Here is a 17,661-nt window from a genome sequence, read left to right as displayed (position 1 = left end):
TCGCTTTAAAGTTGTACAAAGTTATCGCAAGCCCCTTGCTGCACTGTTGTCAGTCTTCTCCGCCACTGACTTTCCAGTGCTTGGCATCGCTGGCAAACGTCACTTGTTCGACCCGATGCGCGATGCCGAAGGCCAGCGAGTTTTCCGCCGGGATTACCCGCTCTTCGGCGCACAGGCATTTGAAAATATCCAATTGAGTGGCGGCGCCCGCCGTCTCCTTGACGTAGATCTCCACGTAGCGCGCCACGTCGTTGTCCAGGCTGGACAGGTACTCGCGCAGGCGAGAATGGTCCACGGACTTCTGACCGAAATACCAGTTCATAGGGTGGATCAAAAAGCGCGAGTGCGGGGTGGTGGTGCGGTCGCTGGCGGCCAGGTACATGATGATGCCCATCGACTCGATATTGCCGGCGTTCACGGCGCGAACCGGCACGGGGAGGGATTTGATGAAGGTGTAGAGGGTGAAGCCGAAGTTGGTGCTGCCGCCGACGGTCGAGAGATTGAGCATCAACGAGTCGGCGCCTTTTTCAATGGCTTCCAGGCAATGGTCGCGAAAGCGTTCGGTGGTTCCCTGATCGATCTGGCAATGAAAATGGACAATGTGTTCGGACATCGGAAACTCCTGTCAATTTCCCGTATTGACGCATCGGCCTTTCGCGCCGCAGTACAGTTGGGAGTTCTGCCTGCCGGGGATTGTTCCTCGCAAGTCGCCCCTCTCATGTAAGGCTGTCGACAAACCTGTGGCGAGGGAGCTTGCTCCCGCTTGGGTGCGAAGCGTCCATCAAAACGGGTCTGCTGCGCCCGAACGCGGACCGGCCCAGCGCGAGCAAGCTCCCTCGCGAAGGCGGTAGTACCGTCAACATCCCTGCAGGCTGACCCACCGCTTTCGTCGGATCGCCGCCCGGAGCAAGCCCGCTCCCACGGGGACCATGCTGCTTGAAGACCTACGCCAACACCGCCACCGCCTTGATCTGCGCCCACAGCGCCTGCCCCGGATGCAGTTTCAACTGGTCACGGGAATAGCGGGTGATGCGCGCCAGAAGCGGTGTACCGGCGGCGTCCAGGCGGATCAAGGCGTGAGCGGCGTTGTCGGCGGCCATTTCGCTGACCACCGTGACCGGCAACCGATTGAGGATGCTGGTCTGGGCATCGTTTGCCAGGCTGAGGCTGACGTCCCGGGCCTGGACCTTGAAACGCAACGACTGTCCGAGGGCCATGGACGTGTGGGCCACCCGCACGTTCAATTGGCTGCCGGGCAGGGCCAGGGTCAGCAATTGATAATCGAGGTCATAAGCGCTGACTTTGCCCTGGACCACCACCCCCGCGTCATCCCCCAGCGCCAGTGGCAGGTCGAGGCGGGCCAGGGTCTGGCCGATCGGCCCGCAGGCCAGTGCGCGGCCTGATTCGAGCAACACGATATGGTCGGCCAGGCGTGCCACTTCGTCCTGGGAGTGGCTGACGTACAGGATGGGGATGTCCAGTTCATCGTGCAGCCGTTGCAGGTAGGGCAGGATTTCGTTTTTGCGCCGGCTGTCGAGGGCGGCCAGCGGTTCATCCATCAGCAACAGCCGTGGACTGGTCAACAAGGCCCGGGCAATGCCCACGCGCTGGCGTTCGCCGCCGGACAGATTGTGCGGCTGGCGATCGAGCAGGTGACCGATGCCCAGCAGGGTGGTCGCCTGGTCCATGTCCACTCGCCGTTGCGCCCGTGCGATGCGCTTGAGACCGAACGCCAGGTTGGCCCGCACCGACAGATGCGCGAACAGGCTTGCCTCCTGGAACACATAGCCCAGCGCCCTTCGGTGAGGGGGCACGAACACGCCGCGCTCACTGTCCTGCCAAACCTCGCCATTGACTTCGAGAAAGCCGCGGGCGGGTTGTTCCAGTCCGGCGATGCAACGCAGGCAGGTGGTCTTGCCGGAGCCGGACGCTCCGTACAGCGCCGTCACGCCGCGACCCGGCAGTTGCACATCGAGGTCCAGTGAAAACGCCCCGTGTTCGAGTTGGAAACGCGCTTGGATCATCGATCAGCTCCAACCTGCCCGGGCTTTTCGGCTGGAGTACAGCGCCAGCAGCACCAGGAACGAGAACACCAGCATGGCGGCGGCCAGCCAATGGGCCTGGGCGTATTCCAGGGCTTCGACATGGTCGTAGATCTGTACCGACACGACGCGGGTTTTCTCCGGGATGTTGCCGCCGATCATCAGCACCACGCCGAACTCACCTACGGTGTGGGCAAAGCCCAGGATCGCGGCGGTGATGAAACCTGGCCGGGCCAGGGGCAGGGTGACGCTGAAAAACGTATCCCACGGCCCCGCCCGCAAGGTGGCGGCGACTTCCAGGGGACGGGGGCCGATCGCGGAAAAGGCGTTCTGCAACGGCTGCACCACGAACGGCATCGAATACAACACCGAGCCGATGACCAGCCCGGTGAAGCTGAAGGTGAGGGTACCCAGGCCCAGGGCCTGGGTGAACTGGCCGATCCAACCGTTGGGCCCCAGCGTCAGCAACAGGTAAAAGCCGATCACTGTTGGCGGCAGGACCAACGGCAAGGCCACCACCGCCCCCACGGGGCCGCGTAGCCACGATGGGGTGCGCGACAGCCACAGGGCGATGGGGGTGCCGACGAGCAGCAGGATCAGCGTGGTCAACGACGCCAGTTTGAGGGTCAGCCAGATGGCTGCGAAGTCGGCACTATTAAGGGGCATCTAGCGTTGGTAGCCATAGGATTGGATGATTGCGGCGGCTTTCGGACCCTTGAGGTAATCCACCAGCGCCAGGGCGGCGGGGTTGTCGCGGCCTTTGCTGAGGATGACCGCGTCCTGTTTGATCGGGTCATGCAGTTGGGCCGGGACGATCCAGGCCGAACCGGTGGTCACCTTGCCATCCTTGTAGATCTGCGACAAGGCGACGAAGCCGAGTTCGGCGTTGCCGGTGGATACGAACTGGTAGGCCTGGGTGATATTCTGGCCCTCGACGAGCTTGCCTTTGACCTGTGCGGTCATCCCCAGCTTGTCCAGCACCTGGGTCGCGGCCAGGCCGTAGGGGGCCGCTTTCGGATTGGCGATGGACAGGTGTTGGAAGCCATTGTCCTTGAGCACCTGGCCCGTGCTGTCGACATAGCCGTCCTTGGCCGACCACAACGCCAGCGTGCCGATGGCGTAGGTGAAGCGCGAGCCCTTGACGGTGTCGCCTTCGCTTTCCAGCTTGGCCGGGGTGGTGTCATCGGCGGCGAGGAAGACTTCGAACGGCGCGCCGTTCTTGATCTGGGTGTAGAACTGCCCTGTCGCACCGTACGCCGCCACCAGCTTGTGGCCGGTGTCTTTTTCGAAGTCGGCGGCGATGGCCTGGATCGGCGCGGTGAAATTGGCGGCGACGGCCACCTGGACCTCATCGGCCTGGACAGCGCCGGCGGCAAAGAGTGTGGTCAGCAACAATGGTGCAAAGCGGATGAGGCGCATGGGTGGGGCTCCGTAGGGGGGATTCGTTATATACAAGAATATATAGCGAATGGCTAGCAAACGGAACGCGGCATTTTGCCTGCTCCCACAGGTTGGCGGTGTGCCCGGATGTGCCGTTAGTCCCCTAACCCCTGTGGGAGCGACTACTCGCGATGGCGTGCTAATGGGCGATGATAACCGTCAGGACCGACCAGGGCGATTGAGCTGAGCCAGCGACTCTTCGGCCAGGCGCCTGGTCAGCTCGCTGCTCGACAGCTCCCGGCCCAGGGGAAACGCCTGGCCGGCCCAGAGGGTGCTGAAGTCGGCTTCGTCCTTGGCGCGCAGGGGCATCAGCGCCCCGCCGGCCAGGGGGAAGGCCGGTGCCAGCGGGTTCATCGGGCCGACTTCGCGCATCACCCGGTTGACGATGCCCCGGGCCGGGCGACCGGTGAACAGGTTGGTGACGGCGGTCTGGCTTTCCTTGGCCGTGCGCAGCGCGCGGTGATGGGACGCGCTGATCTTGGCCTCGGGGGTGAACAGGTAGGCGCTGCCCAATTGCACCGCCGAGGCGCCCAGGGCGAACGCCGCGACAATGCCGCGGGCGTCGCCGATGCCACCGGCGGCGATCACCGGCACGCTCACCGCGTCCACCACCTGGGGCAGCAACGCAAACAGGCCCACCTGGGTGTCGAGGTTGTCGCTGAGGAACATCCCGCGATGGCCGCCCGCTTCATAGCCCATGGCGATGATCGCATCGCAACCGTGCTGTTCCAGCCAGATGGCTTCCTCGACGGTGGTGGCCGACGAGAGAATTTTCGCGCCGGTGGCCTTCACCCGGTCGAGCAAGGACTTTTCCGGCAGGCCGAAATGGAAACTGACCACGGCGGGACGCATCTCTTCCAGCACGCGGCAGGCGGCATCATCGAACGGCGTGCGGTTGGACACTGGCGTCGGTGCGCCGAAATCGGCGCCCAGTTCCTCGTAGTAAGGCTTGAGCCGCTGTTTCCAGGCCTCGGCCCGCTGCGCATTGAAGGCCGGTGGCTGGTGGCAGAAAAAGTTCACGTTGAATGGCTTGTCGGTCTGCTCGCGGATCGTCACCAGCGCCTGGCGCAGTTGCTCGACGTCCAGCATCGCCGCCGGCATCGAGCCCAGCCCGCCGGCATTGCACACGGCGACGACCATGGCCGGCCCGGTCACTCCGGCCATCGGTCCCTGGATGATGGGCAGCTCGATACCGAGCAGGTCGAGAAGGCGGGTGTCTGGCCACTGGCTCATGTGCGGGTCTCCGACGGCAGAAGGAAACAGGGTTTTTAGCAGGTGTGGCCCGGTCACGGCCAGTCGAGTTTTTCAATCGAGGTTTACAGCGGCCCCGAGTCGATGGCGATCTACATCGGTGTTCAATCGCCCGATGAGCGCTCCAGCGCCAGCAACTGACGCTTGCGCTCTACACCCCAGCGGTAGCCCGACAGGTTGCCGTCGCTGCGCACCACCCGGTGGCACGGAATCGCCACCGCCAGGCTGTTGGCACCGCAGGCCTGGGCCACCGCGCGCACCGCCTTGGGCAGGCCGATGCGCTGGGCGATCTCGGCGTAGCTGGCGGTGCTGCCGGGCGGAATCTCGCGCAGGGCCTGCCAGACTCGTTCCTGGAACGCGGTGCCTTGCAGGTCCAGGGGCAGGTCCAGGCCCAGCGCGGGGGCTTCGATGAAGCCCACCACTCGGGCGATCAACTGTTCGAAGTCTCGGTCGGCACCGATGAGGTTGGCGCGGCGGAATTTGTCTTGCAGGTCTCGCACCAGCGCATCCGGGTCGTCTCCCAACAGAATCGCGCATACGCCACGGTCGCTTTGCGCCACCAGTATCGCGCCGAGGGCGCATTGGCCGACGGCAAAACGGATGTCGGTGTTCTGCCCGGCGGCGCGGTAATCGGTGGGTTTCATGCCGAGCACGCGGTCGGCGGCTTCATAAAAGCGGCTGTTGGAATTGAAACCGGCATCGTAGAGCGCCTCGGTGATCGTGCCGCCATCGGCCAGGCGTTCGCGCACCTTGCGGGAGCGGTGGGCGGCGGCGTAACCCTTGGGCGTCAGGCCGGTGACTGCCTTGAAGACCCGATGAAAATGGAAGGGGCTCAAACCCGCGCCCTGTGCCAGTTCATTCAGGCCCGGCAGCGTTTCGGCCGCCTCGATCTGCCGGCAGGCCGCCGCGACCCGGGCCGCTTGCTGGGCGGCGACCTGGGTCTGGTCCCGGGCCGAGCGCTTGCTGGGACGATAGCCCGCCGCCTGGGCCTGTTCCGGCGTGTCGAAGAATTCGACGTTGCGCGGGTTGGGCAGGCGCGACGGGCTGCTGGGGTGGCAATAGACGCCGGTGGTTTTCACGCCGTAGACGAATTGCCCGTCGGCGCGCGGGTCCCGGGCGAGCACGGCGGCCCAGCGCGGGTCCAGTTCAGGGGCGCGATTGTTCGAAGTGCTGTTCATGGTCGTTCTGTCCATTGGCCCGTTTTGACTACAGTAGCCGGCCTGCGCGGCGGCAACACTCCGGGTCTTGCGGTTGAATTCGGCCTGTTCACCCGGCGCAGCGAAACGTCAGGTTGATCCGCTGGGCACCCAGGCGCGGATGCTGGCCTGGCTTGAGTGGCAGTACGCCGTGGTAGCGCAAGCGGTCCACGCCGCCCCAGACCACGATGTCACCATGGAACAGCGGGATGCGCAGGCTTTTGTCGCTGCGCTCGAAACCGCCGAACTGGAACACGGCCGGCAAGCCCAGGGACATCGAGACGATGGGCGCGCTGAGGGAGCGTTCGTTCTTGTCCTGGTGCAGCGACATCCGCGCGCCGGGCACGTAGCGGTTGATCAGGCAGGCATCGGGTTCGAAGTGTTCGAACTGCGCTTGCCGGGCGGCGGCCTGCGCCAGTTGGCGAAACACCGCCGGCATGGCAGGCCAGGGCAGGCCGGTCTGCGGGTCGTGGGCTGTGTAGCGATAACCGCTGCGATCGGTGGTCCAGCCCAATGCGCCACAACTGCTCAGGGTCACGGACATGGTGAAGCCGCTGGGCGTGACCATGTGCCGGAACGGTGCCGCTTGCAGGACGGTTTCCAGCGCCGGCAGCAACCGGTCGAGCCAGGGCAGGGTGAACCCGCGCAGCACAAAGGCTTGCTGGCCGATCTGTTCGACCTCGCCAGGCGTCGTCGGCGTCTCGTCGGCGAACAGGTCCAGCGTGATCGGGTTGTCATCATTGCGCATCATGAAAAATAATTCCGAGGGTGTGCCGTTGACCGCCGTGCACGCGGCTGACGCCATGGCGCATGTTCACCCGATAATAACCGCGAACGCCCTTGACTGGCCGTTGATGCACGGCGAACACCACGGCGTCGCCCTGTTTCAGATCGATGACCTGGGGCCGCGACTGCAGGCGTGGGCGCTGTTCGGTGAGGACGAATTCGCCGCCGGTGAAATCCTGGCCCGGGGGCGGCGTACAGGCGGCTCAGCCACTCGGGTGAGCCTCTACAACGCCTTGCTCACCTTGACGTCGCTGATCACATCACCGCTCTGGCCATGCATCGCTTGCAGCACGGCCCTGGCTTCTTCCTCGGTGCCGGTCTGCAATTGGGCGAATTCGAAGCGGCGTTCGTCGTTGAGCTTGTACTTGATGACGTATTTAGTCGTTTGTGCCACGGTTTTGCCTGCCTGGAAGGGGGAAAGGTCAGCTGAGCTTCGTGCTGGAGCGTCGAACGATCTTGATCTTGTGGGTCAGGGTCGGCTTGCGCGTGACACTGATGGCACGGCGGCTGACGGTGTCGATGGTGATATTCCAGAAGCCGGTGCTGGGGGCTGTGATCCTGGCCGGAAACTTGTCGAACGCGCCGCCGTGGTAAGTGTGCCGACCGCCGTTCTTGAAGCTGCGGAAGTTGGCGTCGTTCATCAGGCGAATGTTGCACATTTGGGAGCATTCGATGACGACGATGTCGTCCTCGTTCAGGTGCTCGCGCTGGTGGATGAATTTCATGGGCGCCTCCAGAAGGGCATTTTCTACAAAATCAAACGATGACAAGAACAATGACGTGCAGTTTATCAGCACCGGGAGGTTAATATCCGGCCCGTGTCCCAGGCTCGGCCCATTTATCGATGCGAGGGCAAAAATAAAGGCAGCAGGCGCTGGAGAAAAACGCCGTTTGCACTGTCGGACGGTCTTTAACGGAGGATTCCTATGAAGCACAGCGTGTGGGTATTGGCACTGGCCTTGGGTGGATGTGCATCCGTATCGGACATCAACCAGACGCCGCCCACCATGAGCGTCATCTCCGGAAAGAAACCCCACGAGTACGCCAAGTGCGTCGCCGACAGGCTGGCCAGCAGCCGTGGTGCGTTGCAGGTGGAACCGCACAAGAACGGCGTCCGGCTGATCGTTCCGGGTAAATTGTCCTCTCTGCCGGCCGCCGTGTTCGACATTGACGAACGCTCCGGCGGCAGCAGCATCAAGCTGCACGAAAGCATGTCCAACGTCCCTGTGCGTCCTGGGGATGTGCAGGACGCGGCCAACGCCTGTATCTCCGGCTAAACGTGGCCGAGGCCTGACGAACGAGGCGGGCATCGGCTAGACTGGCGTCCTTAAAAAAGAAATGCCGCCACGGTCAACGTTGGCGGCATTGTTATGGATGGAGTCCAGTCGATGAAACGCGAGCAGGTGCGTCAGCGCCATGCAGAAGGCCTGGTGTGTGCCACCCACGTGATTCAGAACCCGGCGTGCCCAGGTGAGTGGATCGTCTTTTTCAAGAAAAGCGCCGGTCGCAGCTTTTTCCTGGTGGATGACCAGGACGAAGTCGAGTCCTTCAGCCGTCTCGATGACCTGGTTGAAACCATACGCGGTTTGGGGATCAAGTTCGCCGAGATCCATATCTAGGCTTCACTTGCACACCACCACAACACTGCGGCGGGTGTAGTTACCGACATCGACGCCCAGGGTCTTGTCGCTTGCCTTGGCCTGGGGCGTGCCTTGGGTGCCGACGATGCGATAGCCGGTGCCCGCACAGGACGCATCGGCCTTTTCATAGCAGCTGGCCCAGGAATTGGCTTCGCCGGAACAGTCGATGGTTAGGCCCTGCTCGCCATTGGCCAGGTAGGTGTCTTCCACCGAGGCACAGCCCGCCAGGGCCAGGACTGTAGACAGCGCCAGAAGTGTCTTCATCGGATCGTCATCGAGAGGAGGGGGCTGGCGCGAGGTTATAGCGAACGGCCATCGCGGTACAGCAAAACAAGCCTGGTTCAAGGCCAAGGGGCATGAATCGCAGGCTTGTCGGCTTTACTTCTTGCGGGCGGGGCTGCGAGCGGGGGCCGCCTGGCGCTCTTTTGGGGCCGGGGCGCTGCGCTCGTCGTGGAAAACGGCTGCCACTTCCACTGCCATTGCCTTGCTAGGCAAGGGACCGGCGACCTGCTCGCCGTGGTAGTTGATAATCCACCATTGGCCGTCCTTTTCCTGGATGACCGAATAACCGTTTGCGTTTCGTGCCGACATCTAGCTGCCTCGTTGGCGTGATCAAGGCCGGCATGATACTGCAAATGCTCGCAAACGGTGTTCATGAGCGTAGAGTGAGGGCGCCGTCAGCAGCGAAACGAAAGGCGATGGAACTATCCGCCGTTTTTTATTTCTCTATGATGGCATCGGTTGGCCATTGCGGGCATTGTAAGGTGCCCGCTGCCTGATTAGACTGCGCCGAAACTCGTACATACCGCCTTTTCAAGGACTTATATGATCAAGAAATGCTTGTTCCCAGCAGCCGGTTACGGTACTCGCTTCCTGCCAGCGACTAAAGCCATGCCCAAAGAAATGCTGCCGGTGGTGAACAAGCCACTGATCCAGTACGGCGTCGAAGAAGCCCTGGATGCGGGCCTGACTGAAATCTCCATCGTCACGGGCCGCGGCAAGCGCGCACTGGAAGACCATTTCGACATCAGCTACGAGCTGGAAAACCAGATCAAGGGCACTGACAAGGAAAAATACCTGGTCGGCATCCGCAAGCTGCTGGACGAGTGCTCGTTCTCCTACACCCGCCAGACCGAGATGAAAGGCCTGGGCCACGCCATCCTGACCGGCCGTCCGCTGATCGGCGACGAACCGTTCGCCGTGGTCCTGGCGGACGACCTGTGCGTCAACCTCGAAGGCGACGGCGTACTGACCCAGATGGTCAAGCTGTACAAGCAGTTCCGCTGCTCCATCGTGGCGATCCAGGAAGTCGATCCGCAGGAAACCAACAAGTACGGCGTCATTGCCGGCGAAATGATCCGCGACGACATCTACCGCGTCCACAGCATGGTTGAAAAGCCAAAGCCAGAAGATGCACCGTCGAACCTGGCGATCATCGGTCGCTACATCCTGACCCCGGACATTTTCGATCTGATCGAACAGACCGAGCCAGGCAAGGGTGGTGAAATCCAGATCACCGACGCCCTGATGAAACAGGCCCAGAACGGCTGCGTCATGGCCTACAAGTTCAAGGGCAAGCGTTTCGACTGCGGTGGCGCCGAAGGCTACATCGACGCAACCAACTTCTGCTTCGAGAACTTCTACAAGACCGGCAAGGCTTACTAAGCCATAGCCCGCGCCGCACCTTGAAAAACGCCCCGACTGGTTCGGGGCGTTTTTTTTCCTCTCGTGGAAACAGCGGGTATGCTGATGGCCTGCCAAAAGGAGACAGAGATGGCCTACGATTTTGACTTGTATGTGATTGGTGCCGGTTCCGGCGGTGTCCGGGCCGCACGGTTCGCCGCCGGTTTTGGTGCCAAGGTGGCCGTCGCGGAAAGCCGTTACCTGGGTGGGACTTGCGTGAACGTTGGCTGCGTGCCGAAAAAGCTGCTGGTCTATGGCGCGCATTACGCCGAGGATTTCGAGCAGGCCTCGGCCTATGGCTGGACGGCGGGCGAGCCCAGCTTCGACTGGGCGACGTTGATCGACAACAAGAACCGCGAAATCAGTCGCCTGAACGGCATCTACCGCAACCTGCTGGTCAACAGTGGCGTGGTGCTGCACGAAGGCCATGCCCGCCTGACCGGGCCCCATGAAGTCGAGATCAACGGCCAACGTTACACCGCCGAACACATCATGATCGCCACAGGCGGCTGGCCGGTGATCCCGGACATTCCTGGACGCGAGCACGCCATCAGTTCCAACGAGGCGTTCTTTCTCAAGGCACTGCCCAAGCGTGTCCTCGTGGTGGGCGGTGGCTACATCGCGGTGGAGTTCGCCGGGATTTTCCACGGCATGGGCGCGCAGACGTCCTTGTTGTATCGCGGTGAACTGTTCCTGCGCGGCTTCGACGGCGCGGTGCGCAAGCACTTGGCCGAAGAACTGACTCGCCGTGGCCTGGACCTGCAATTCAACGCCGACATTGAACGCATCGACAAACAGGACGATGGCAGCCTGCTGGTGACGCTCAAGGATGGCCGCACGCTGCTCACCGACTGCGTGTTCTACGCCACAGGCCGGCGCCCGATGCTCGACAATCTGGGCTTGGAAACCACCGGTGTCACATTGGATGAAAAGGGTTTTGTCCAAGTCAACGAACAGTACGAGACCGCCGAGCCGTCGATCCTGGCCATCGGCGATGTGATCGGTCGTGTGCAGCTCACCCCCGTTGCCCTGGCCGAAGGCATGGCGGTGGCGCGGCGGCTGTTCAAGCCCGAGCAGTATCGCCTGGTGGATTACCGCATGATTCCAACCGCGGTGTTCAGCCTGCCGAACATCGGCACGGTGGGCCTGACCGAAGAGCAGGCCAGGGAAGAAGGGCATGAGGTGCAGGTGTTCGAAAGCCGTTTCCGGCCGATGAAGCTGAGCTTGACCGATTGCCAGGAGCGCACCCTGATGAAACTGGTGGTGGATGCGCGGACTGACAAGGTGCTGGGTTGCCACATGGTCGGTCCGGATGCCGGTGAGATCGTCCAGGGGTTGGCCATCGCGCTCAAGGCCGGTGCCACCAAGCGTGATTTCGACGAAACCATCGGCGTGCACCCGACCGCCGCCGAAGAGTTCGTCACCCTGCGCACGCCAGTCGCCTGATGCGACTGTAGGGGCTCCGATGGGAGCCCCTACAGATTTCTTCTATCTATACGGTTTGCTGATAGCCAAAACCAATCATTCGCATGAGGTTTGCCAATGAGCCAGCCTCGGGGTGTGTGGGTAAGATCCTCTCCATCAACTTTTCAACCCTGACGGAGAAACATCGATGCCTATCATCAACAGCCAAGTCAAACCGTTCAACGCTACCGCTTTCAAAAACGGCGCATTCGTCGAAGTGTCGGACGCCGACCTGAAAGGCAAATGGTCTGTCGTATTCTTCTACCCGGCTGACTTCACCTTCGTTTGCCCAACCGAGCTGGAAGACCTGGCCGACAACTACGCCGAATTCCAGAAACTGGGCGTCGAGATCTACAGCGTCTCCACCGACACCCACTTTGCCCACGCGGCCTGGCACAACACTTCGCCAGCCATCGGCAAGATCCAGTACACCATGATCGGCGACCCGACCCACGTCATCTCCCGCAACTTCGACGTGCTGATCGAAGAAGTCGGCCTGGCTGACCGCGGTACTTTCGTGATCAACCCACAAGGCCAGATCAAGATCGTTGAAATCAACGATGGCGGCGTAGGCCGTGACGCTTCCGAGCTGCTGCGCAAGATCAAGGCTGCCCAGTACGTTGCCGCACACCCGGGCGAAGTCTGCCCAGCCAAGTGGAAAGAAGGCGAGGCCACCCTGGCTCCGTCCCTGGACCTGGTCGGCAAGATCTAAGTCCATGCAGTACTCGAGGGCGGTCATCCGCACCTAAGCAAGCCGCACCGCCCACAAAAAACGCCCGGGCGAGATTCGCTCGGGCGTTGTTTTTTCTGAAATTCAAAAAATGGAAATCGCCCGTATGTTGGACGCCAATCTTAAAGCTCAGTTGAAGTCATACCTGGAACGGGTCACCCAGCCGATCGAGATCGTTGCATCCCTCGACGACGGTGCGAAATCCCAGGAAATGCTCGCGCTACTCAAAGACGTTGCCAGTCTTTCCAACCTGATTACCTTGCTCGACAACGGCACCGATGCGCGCAAGCCTTCGTTTTCGTTGAACCGCCCGGGAGCCGATATCAGCCTGCGTTTTGCCGGCATTCCCATGGGCCACGAATTCACTTCGCTGGTGTTGGCTTTGCTGCAAGTCGGCGGCCACCCTTCGAAGGCCAGTGTCGAAGTGATCGAACAGATCCGCTCCCTTAAAGGTGAGTTCAACTTCGAAACTTATTTCTCGCTGTCGTGCCAGAACTGCCCGGACGTGGTCCAGGCGCTGAACCTGATGGCGGTGCTGAACCCGAACATTCACCACGTGGCCATCGACGGCGCGGTGTTCCAGGCTGAAGTCGATGAACGCCAGATCATGGCCGTGCCAAGCGTCTACCTCAACGGCGTGAACTTCGGCCAGGGCCGAATGGGCCTGGAAGAGATTCTCGCCAAGATCGACACCAGCGGCATCGAACGCCAGGCCGAGAAGATCAGCGCCAAGGACGCCTTTGACGTGCTGGTGGTCGGCGGTGGTCCTGCCGGTGCTTCGGCCGCGATCTACGCGGCCCGCAAAGGCATCCGCACCGCTGTGGCGGCCGAGCGTTTCGGCGGCCAGGTGCTCGACACCATGGCCATCGAGAACTTCATCTCGGTCCAGGAAACCGAAGGGCCGAAGCTGGCCGTTGCCCTGGAAGAACACGTCAAGCAGTACGACGTGGACATCATGAACCTGCAACGTGCCGATGCCTTGGTCCCCGGCAAGGACGGCGAGCTGCACGAAATCAAGTTCGCCAGCGGTGCGCGCCTCAAGGCCAAGACCGTGATCCTGGCCACCGGTGCCCGCTGGCGCGAAATGAACGTGCCGGGCGAGCAGCAATACCGCAACAAGGGCGTGGCGTACTGCCCGCACTGCGACGGTCCGCTGTTCAAGGGCAAGCGCGTGGCGGTGATCGGCGGAGGTAACTCCGGTGTCGAAGCGGCCATCGACCTGGCCGGTATCGTGGCCCATGTCACGCTGCTGGAGTTCGACGTGCAATTACGTGCCGACGCGGTGTTGCAACGCAAGCTGCACAGCCTGCCGAACGTGACCGTGATCACCAACGCCCAGACCACCGAAGTGATGGGCGACGGCCAGAAGGTCAACGGCTTGCGCTACAAGGACCGCCCGAGCGGTGAAGTGCGAGACGTGGCGCTGGAGGGGATCTTCGTGCAGATCGGCCTGCTGCCCAACACCGATTGGCTCAAGGGCACCGTCGAGCTGTCGCCACGGGGCGAGATCATCGTCGACGCCCGGGGTGAAACATCGATCCCCGGTGTGTTCGCCGCCGGTGACGTGACCACCGTGCCGTACAAGCAGATCGTGATCGCCGTGGGCGAGGGCGCGAAGGCTTCGCTGAGCGCCTTCGACCACCTGATCCGCACCTCCGCGCCGGCATAAGCAACCGACCGCTGGAAAAACAAAACCCCATGGGCGGTGGCTCATGGGGTTTTGTTCTATTCGCGATGGGCATTCACCCTCTGTGGGAGCGAGCCTGCTCGCGATAGCGATCTGTCTGGTACATCCATGTTGAATAGGTAGCCGCTATCGCGAGCAGGCTCGCTCCCACAGGGGCCGGTGTACAGGTGGGATTTGTATTGCCCACAAGGTTGGGTTTACAGCGGCGCAGGCTGGATGATTTCCACCCAGTAGCCATCCGGGTCCTTGATGAAGGCCAGGCTTTTCATGCGGCCATCGCTCAGGCGTTTCTGGAAGTCGCAGCCCAGGGCCTCGAAGCGCTCGCAGGCGGCGACGACGTCCGGCACCGAGATGCAGATGTGGCCGAAGCCGCGTGGGTCGGTGTTGCCGTTGTGGTAGGCGAACGCCGGGTCGTTTTCCGTGCCGTGGTTGTGGGTTAGTTCGAGGATGCCCGGGATCGATTTCATCCACTCGGTACGCGCCGCAGCGTCTGCCGGAATCTGGTCCTTGTCCACCAACGCCAGGAAATACAGGCTGAATTCAGCTTCCGGGAAATCGCGTTTTTCCACCAGCGAGAAACCCAGCACGCGGGTGTAGAAGTCCAGGGAGCGAGTGATGTCCTTGACCCGGAGCATGGTGTGGTTGAAGACGAATTTGGCGGTGGCGGCATCGGGTTGGGCGGTGACGCCCGGGAATGTATTGAGTGCTTGCAGGCTCATGGGCCCTCCGAAAAAAAGTGGGGCAAACGGCGTCGCAATGGCTGCGACGGTTCCTGGGCTTGCGTCAGGTGGCTTCCTTGCAGGCAGGTCATGATACGCAAGGGAGCCCGGCATCGCCAAACCCCTGGTCTATTGCCTGTTCTTATGCCTGGCCTCAGACTTTACCGCTTCTCCCTGGGTGTCAAACGCAATGATCCGACTGTTCCTTTCGCTTTGTGTCTTGCTGTCTGCCGTTATCGCGAGTGGCCCCCTTCAGGCTGCAGAGCCGCAGATCGCATGGCCCCCAGGCTGGGCCGTCGAGCCGTTGCCGGCCGATACCGCGACCGCCCAGGCCGCGCCTGGAACCATGCGGCAGCGAGCGACCAAGAGCGATCCGGCAGGCAATGCCTTGATGGTCATGGAACTGACCACGACACCGGTCGAAACTGGCCATCAGGTCAACTTGCAAGGCGTGTTGCTGGAAATGCGTAAGTCAATCCAGAAGGATTTTTTCCAGGGCGGTTACCAAAGTGCCTGCAATAAGATTCATGCGTCCATGTTGGGTGGCGTAACAGCCTTGGAAACCACTTGCACGATCACGCAGAACGGGCAGCACGTACTGTCTCAGACACTCGTTGCGGCATTAAATGACGGCAGGGCTTATGTGCTGTCCTATGCCGGACAGGCGCAGGTGTTTGTTGATAGCCAGGATGAAATACAGTCAGTGCGAAACAGCCTGAAACTATAAGGTTGGTTAGTCGAAAAGTTGCGTCCAATAAAAAAGCCCTGAGAGTACTCAGGGCTTTGCGTTCAAAGGGCTGTCAGCCACGCAACCAGGAATCGACGGTGGCCGCACCGTATTGTTCCTTCCAGGCCTTGAGACCGCGGTGATTGCCGCCCTTGGTCTCGATCAGCTCGCCGGTGTGCGGGTTCTGGTAAACCTTCACCACACGCGCACGGCGGGTTTTGGTGGGTTTGGCCGATTGCAGGCCAGCCTTGGATGCGTTCGGGTCGAGGATCGCGACGATGTCGCGCAGGCTCTTGCCGTAGGTTTTCATCAGCCCCTGGAGCTTTTCTTCGAATTCGATTTCTTTCTTGAGCCCGGCGTCGTTCTTCAGCGATTCCAGCTGCTTGAGCTGCTCTTGAAGGGCCTTTTCGGCTGCACGAAATTCAGCGAGTCTGGACAAAATCGTTACTCCAATCAGATTATTTTGGCTGATACCAACCGCAAGCAAAGCTATAAGCCAAGCGCTTTGAAGCGACTCGGTGAGAATCAATCTCCTGCTATCTAGCACAGGTAAAAAAATTGTAGTAGTTAATCCGGAAAGTGTAAATCGTAACTTTTTCGCTATGTAACAATAGCAAACGCTTTTATCCCTTGACGGGGTGGCTGCCAATAGCCGGGCAGCGGGTAGTTGCCATTAACGCCGAAGGCAATTAAGTCCCCATTACTCATAGGGCAATCAAATAATATTTGTACAGCCCATCATGTGTTCGGCGACGTCGTGTCCTACCCGCAAGTCGATAACTGACGGGCCAGTTCGATAAACGCCAGAGTGGCCGGGGACGCCTGGCGCATGCCTCGCGCATCGGCGGCCTCCTGGCGCAAGGTGTTCGCCAGACCGAGCATGGCCCGGGCCCGCAACAGCAGTCGCTGGCCAATGTCGCTGGGTTCCACCAGCGACTGATGGCGCGTGAACAGCTCCACGCCCAGTTCCTGTTCCAGGGACTTGATGGCATGGGACACCGCTGACTGGCTGATCCCCAAGCGCGTTGCCGCAGCGGTGAAACCCCGCAGTTCGGCGACTTGGGCGAAGATCTCGAGTTGGGTGAGGGTCATGAGGGAATGCTCATTTTACGATGATCGAACATGAGTCAGATAATGAAGCATCTGACCTGGATCAGAAAGCCGCATCGCCACTGGGTGCTTGTGGGAGCAAAGCTTGCTCGCGATGAACGATGACGCGGTTTGCCTGTTGAACCGCGTCGTCTGCATCGCGGGCAAGCCTTGCTCCCACAGGTTTTGCTCCCAACAGTGGGTCCCCCGTTGTTCTCATTAGCGTGCCGTGGTGAACCCATGAAAACCCTCGAACAAACCGCTACCCCCCCATCGGACCTGCCGGTCTATCTCAAGCTCGCCACGGTCACCATGATTTGGGGCGGCACCTTCGTGGCTGGCAGGTTGCTGGCCGGCGCGCTGGCACCGCTGTTTGCCGCCAGCCTGCGCTTTGCACTGGCAAGCCTTGCGTTGTTGCTGTTCCTCGGGCTGGCCGGGATCCGGCTTGCCAGACCCACCCTGAAGCAGGGGCTGCACCTGGCTGCGCTGGGTTTCTTTGGCATCTTTTTCTACAACCTGTGCTTCTTCCAGGGCTTGCAGTACATCAATGCGTCGCGCGCCTCTCTGATCGTGGCCTTGAACCCGGCAGTGATCGGGTTGGTGTCCTGGTGGTTGTTCAAGGAACGGCTGGGTCGGTTGAAAGTGGCGGGCATCCTGTTGTGCATCGGCGGAGCGGGGAGGGTGATCGTCAGTCGTGACCCGTCCTTGCTGCAAGGCACGGCCCAGGGTTGGATCGGTGATCTGCTGATTTTGGGCTGCGTGCTGGGCTGGGGTGTCTATTCGCTGTTTTCCAGGAGCCTGAATGACAGCCTCGGCCCATTGCAGACCGTGACCTGGTCGATCCTGCTGGGCACGTTGATGTTATGGCTGGCCTGCGCGGCGGCGGGGGAGGTGCGCGTCGAAACCTTGCGCGGGCTCGGCGCAGGGCAATGGCTGAGCCTGCTGTACCTCGGCGTGCTGGGCTCGGCCCTGGCCTACATCGCTTGGTATGACGGCATCCGACGGATCGGTGCGACTCGCTCCGGCGTGTTCATCGCCCTCAACCCACTGACCGCTGTCTTGCTGGGTGCGCTGTTGCTCGACGAACGGCTCACCGCCCTGATGTACGTAGGCGGCGGCATGATCCTGCTGGGCATTTTCCTGTGCAACAAACCCCTTGCACGCCCGGCGCAAAAGACGATTTGATACAGGAGACGGACAAAACGGG

The 17,661-nt window shown here is 61.4% G+C and carries 21 protein-coding genes and 2 pseudogenes; 8 read left to right on the top strand and 15 right to left on the bottom strand.

Annotated features, from left to right (window positions below; all coding sequences use genetic code 11):
* Positions 1–49 precede the first annotated feature (49 nt).
* The 10 genes and pseudogenes from ACODSJ_RS03450 to ACODSJ_RS03405 form a co-directional block, all read right to left on the bottom strand.
* Positions 50–613, bottom strand: coding sequence for an ATP-dependent Clp protease proteolytic subunit (locus ACODSJ_RS03450; protein WP_489100386.1), 564 nt, complete (start codon positions 611–613; stop codon positions 50–52).
* A gap of 331 nt (positions 614–944) precedes the next feature.
* Entirely contained in the window at positions 945–2,024 is a 1,080-nt protein-coding gene (modC, locus tag ACODSJ_RS03445; RefSeq protein WP_489100385.1) for a molybdenum ABC transporter ATP-binding protein, read from the bottom strand.
* Between the two features lie 3 nt (positions 2,025–2,027).
* Positions 2,028–2,708: a molybdate ABC transporter permease subunit gene (modB, locus tag ACODSJ_RS03440; RefSeq protein ID WP_489100384.1), complete on the bottom strand. Its 681-nt coding sequence runs from the start codon at positions 2,706–2,708 to the stop codon at positions 2,028–2,030.
* The gene (gene modA, locus ACODSJ_RS03435) at positions 2,709–3,461 is read right to left on the bottom strand and encodes a molybdate ABC transporter substrate-binding protein (protein ID WP_489100383.1); all 753 of its coding nucleotides are present in this window, start codon (positions 3,459–3,461) and stop codon (positions 2,709–2,711) included.
* A 180-nt stretch (positions 3,462–3,641) separates the two neighbouring features.
* The gene (locus tag ACODSJ_RS03430) at positions 3,642–4,715 is read right to left on the bottom strand and encodes an NAD(P)H-dependent flavin oxidoreductase (RefSeq protein WP_489100382.1); all 1,074 of its coding nucleotides are present in this window, start codon (positions 4,713–4,715) and stop codon (positions 3,642–3,644) included.
* Between the two features lie 122 nt (positions 4,716–4,837).
* Positions 4,838–5,911: a bifunctional DNA-binding transcriptional regulator/O6-methylguanine-DNA methyltransferase Ada gene (gene ada / locus ACODSJ_RS03425; RefSeq protein ID WP_489100381.1), complete on the bottom strand. Its 1,074-nt coding sequence runs from the start codon at positions 5,909–5,911 to the stop codon at positions 4,838–4,840.
* An 88-nt stretch (positions 5,912–5,999) separates the two neighbouring features.
* The gene (gene alkB / locus ACODSJ_RS03420; RefSeq protein WP_489100380.1) at positions 6,000–6,680 is read right to left on the bottom strand and encodes a DNA oxidative demethylase AlkB; all 681 of its coding nucleotides are present in this window, start codon (positions 6,678–6,680) and stop codon (positions 6,000–6,002) included.
* Positions 6,667–6,900, bottom strand: a pseudogene (locus tag ACODSJ_RS03415) (2OG-Fe(II) oxygenase); the annotation flags it as partial. The pseudogene ACODSJ_RS03415 and the gene alkB, both read right to left, overlap by 14 nt.
* A gap of 38 nt (positions 6,901–6,938) precedes the next feature.
* Positions 6,939–7,109 carry a hypothetical protein gene (locus tag ACODSJ_RS03410; protein ID WP_489100379.1) on the bottom strand — a complete coding sequence of 57 codons (171 nt, stop codon included), beginning with the start codon at positions 7,107–7,109 and terminating at the stop codon, positions 6,939–6,941.
* 28 nt (positions 7,110–7,137) lie between these two features.
* Positions 7,138–7,440 carry a DUF1883 domain-containing protein gene (locus ACODSJ_RS03405; RefSeq protein WP_489100378.1) on the bottom strand — a complete coding sequence of 101 codons (303 nt, stop codon included), beginning with the start codon at positions 7,438–7,440 and terminating at the stop codon, positions 7,138–7,140.
* 201 nt (positions 7,441–7,641) lie between these two features.
* Between ACODSJ_RS03405 and ACODSJ_RS03400 the strand changes: the two genes are divergently transcribed.
* A complete protein-coding gene (locus ACODSJ_RS03400; RefSeq protein WP_489100377.1) occupies positions 7,642–7,992 on the top strand; it encodes a hypothetical protein in 351 nt (116 codons plus the stop codon).
* Between the two features lie 111 nt (positions 7,993–8,103).
* The gene (locus ACODSJ_RS03395; protein ID WP_489100376.1) at positions 8,104–8,334 is read left to right on the top strand and encodes a hypothetical protein; all 231 of its coding nucleotides are present in this window, start codon (positions 8,104–8,106) and stop codon (positions 8,332–8,334) included.
* Positions 8,335–8,337: 3 nt separating this feature from the next.
* Here ACODSJ_RS03395 and ACODSJ_RS03390 read toward each other — a convergent pair whose 3' ends face one another.
* The gene (locus ACODSJ_RS03390) at positions 8,338–8,619 is read right to left on the bottom strand and encodes a hypothetical protein (RefSeq protein ID WP_489100375.1); all 282 of its coding nucleotides are present in this window, start codon (positions 8,617–8,619) and stop codon (positions 8,338–8,340) included.
* 114 nt (positions 8,620–8,733) lie between these two features.
* Positions 8,734–8,946 carry a hypothetical protein gene (locus ACODSJ_RS03385; protein ID WP_489100374.1) on the bottom strand — a complete coding sequence of 71 codons (213 nt, stop codon included), beginning with the start codon at positions 8,944–8,946 and terminating at the stop codon, positions 8,734–8,736.
* Between the two features lie 234 nt (positions 8,947–9,180).
* Between ACODSJ_RS03385 and galU the strand changes: the two genes are divergently transcribed.
* From galU to ahpF, 4 genes are all read left to right on the top strand, one after another.
* On the top strand, positions 9,181–10,020 hold the full coding sequence (gene galU / locus ACODSJ_RS03380) for a UTP--glucose-1-phosphate uridylyltransferase GalU (protein WP_003182953.1): 840 nt from the start codon (positions 9,181–9,183) through the stop codon (positions 10,018–10,020).
* Between the two features lie 108 nt (positions 10,021–10,128).
* Positions 10,129–11,484, top strand: a complete 1,356-nt coding sequence (gorA, locus tag ACODSJ_RS03375) for a glutathione-disulfide reductase (RefSeq protein ID WP_489100373.1) — start codon at positions 10,129–10,131, stop codon at positions 11,482–11,484.
* 166 nt (positions 11,485–11,650) lie between these two features.
* Complete coding sequence (ahpC, locus tag ACODSJ_RS03370) at positions 11,651–12,214, top strand: alkyl hydroperoxide reductase subunit C (protein WP_260954724.1); 564 nt, start codon at positions 11,651–11,653, stop codon at positions 12,212–12,214.
* A 124-nt stretch (positions 12,215–12,338) separates the two neighbouring features.
* A complete protein-coding gene (ahpF, locus tag ACODSJ_RS03365) occupies positions 12,339–13,901 on the top strand; it encodes an alkyl hydroperoxide reductase subunit F (protein WP_489100372.1) in 1,563 nt (520 codons plus the stop codon).
* Between the two features lie 215 nt (positions 13,902–14,116).
* Here ahpF and gloA read toward each other — a convergent pair whose 3' ends face one another.
* Positions 14,117–14,638, bottom strand: a complete 522-nt coding sequence (gloA, locus tag ACODSJ_RS03360) for a lactoylglutathione lyase (RefSeq protein ID WP_489100371.1) — start codon at positions 14,636–14,638, stop codon at positions 14,117–14,119.
* A gap of 190 nt (positions 14,639–14,828) precedes the next feature.
* On the opposite strand from gloA, the gene ACODSJ_RS03355 reads away from it, so the two are divergent.
* Positions 14,829–15,365 carry a DUF4946 domain-containing protein gene (locus tag ACODSJ_RS03355; RefSeq protein WP_489100370.1) on the top strand — a complete coding sequence of 179 codons (537 nt, stop codon included), beginning with the start codon at positions 14,829–14,831 and terminating at the stop codon, positions 15,363–15,365.
* A gap of 73 nt (positions 15,366–15,438) precedes the next feature.
* On the opposite strand, the gene ACODSJ_RS03350 is transcribed toward ACODSJ_RS03355, so the two are convergent.
* Entirely contained in the window at positions 15,439–15,804 is a 366-nt protein-coding gene (locus tag ACODSJ_RS03350; protein WP_489100369.1) for a histone-like nucleoid-structuring protein, MvaT/MvaU family, read from the bottom strand.
* A 377-nt stretch (positions 15,805–16,181) separates the two neighbouring features.
* Positions 16,182–16,457 (bottom strand): annotated as a pseudogene (locus ACODSJ_RS03345) (LysR family transcriptional regulator); the annotation flags it as partial.
* 237 nt (positions 16,458–16,694) lie between these two features.
* Between ACODSJ_RS03345 and ACODSJ_RS03340 the strand changes: the two are divergent.
* Positions 16,695–17,639, top strand: coding sequence for a DMT family transporter (locus ACODSJ_RS03340; protein WP_489100368.1), 945 nt, complete (start codon positions 16,695–16,697; stop codon positions 17,637–17,639).
* Positions 17,640–17,661: the final 22 nt, after the last annotated feature.

The organism is Pseudomonas sp. FG6, assembly GCF_057809015.1.
Note: the sequence above shows the minus strand (reverse complement) of the source record. Positions and strands in the feature narration are given on the sequence as shown.

Bases quoted from the DNA above. Each gene is read 5' to 3' on its own strand.
- ACODSJ_RS03340 (WP_489100368.1), top strand. From the start codon at position 16,695: ATGAAAACCCTCGAACAAACCGCTACCCCCCCATCGGACCTGCCGGTC.
- modA (WP_489100383.1), bottom strand. From the start codon at position 3,461: ATGCGCCTCATCCGCTTTGCACCATTGTTGCTGACCACACTCTTTGCC.
- ACODSJ_RS03355 (WP_489100370.1), top strand. From the start codon at position 14,829: ATGATCCGACTGTTCCTTTCGCTTTGTGTCTTGCTGTCTGCCGTTATC.
- ACODSJ_RS03395 (WP_489100376.1), top strand. From the start codon at position 8,104: ATGAAACGCGAGCAGGTGCGTCAGCGCCATGCAGAAGGCCTGGTGTGT.
- modC (WP_489100385.1), bottom strand. From the start codon at position 2,024: ATGATCCAAGCGCGTTTCCAACTCGAACACGGGGCGTTTTCACTGGAC.
- ahpC (WP_260954724.1), top strand. From the start codon at position 11,651: ATGCCTATCATCAACAGCCAAGTCAAACCGTTCAACGCTACCGCTTTC.
- ACODSJ_RS03400 (WP_489100377.1), top strand. From the start codon at position 7,642: ATGAAGCACAGCGTGTGGGTATTGGCACTGGCCTTGGGTGGATGTGCA.
- ACODSJ_RS03390 (WP_489100375.1), bottom strand. From the start codon at position 8,619: ATGAAGACACTTCTGGCGCTGTCTACAGTCCTGGCCCTGGCGGGCTGT.
- gloA (WP_489100371.1), bottom strand. From the start codon at position 14,638: ATGAGCCTGCAAGCACTCAATACATTCCCGGGCGTCACCGCCCAACCC.
- ahpF (WP_489100372.1), top strand. From the start codon at position 12,339: ATGTTGGACGCCAATCTTAAAGCTCAGTTGAAGTCATACCTGGAACGG.
- galU (WP_003182953.1), top strand. From the start codon at position 9,181: ATGATCAAGAAATGCTTGTTCCCAGCAGCCGGTTACGGTACTCGCTTC.
- alkB (WP_489100380.1), bottom strand. From the start codon at position 6,680: ATGATGCGCAATGATGACAACCCGATCACGCTGGACCTGTTCGCCGAC.
- gorA (WP_489100373.1), top strand. From the start codon at position 10,129: ATGGCCTACGATTTTGACTTGTATGTGATTGGTGCCGGTTCCGGCGGT.
- ada (WP_489100381.1), bottom strand. From the start codon at position 5,911: ATGAACAGCACTTCGAACAATCGCGCCCCTGAACTGGACCCGCGCTGG.
- ACODSJ_RS03450 (WP_489100386.1), bottom strand. From the start codon at position 613: ATGTCCGAACACATTGTCCATTTTCATTGCCAGATCGATCAGGGAACC.
- ACODSJ_RS03405 (WP_489100378.1), bottom strand. From the start codon at position 7,440: ATGAAATTCATCCACCAGCGCGAGCACCTGAACGAGGACGACATCGTC.
- ACODSJ_RS03385 (WP_489100374.1), bottom strand. From the start codon at position 8,946: ATGTCGGCACGAAACGCAAACGGTTATTCGGTCATCCAGGAAAAGGAC.
- modB (WP_489100384.1), bottom strand. From the start codon at position 2,708: ATGCCCCTTAATAGTGCCGACTTCGCAGCCATCTGGCTGACCCTCAAA.
- ACODSJ_RS03430 (WP_489100382.1), bottom strand. From the start codon at position 4,715: ATGAGCCAGTGGCCAGACACCCGCCTTCTCGACCTGCTCGGTATCGAG.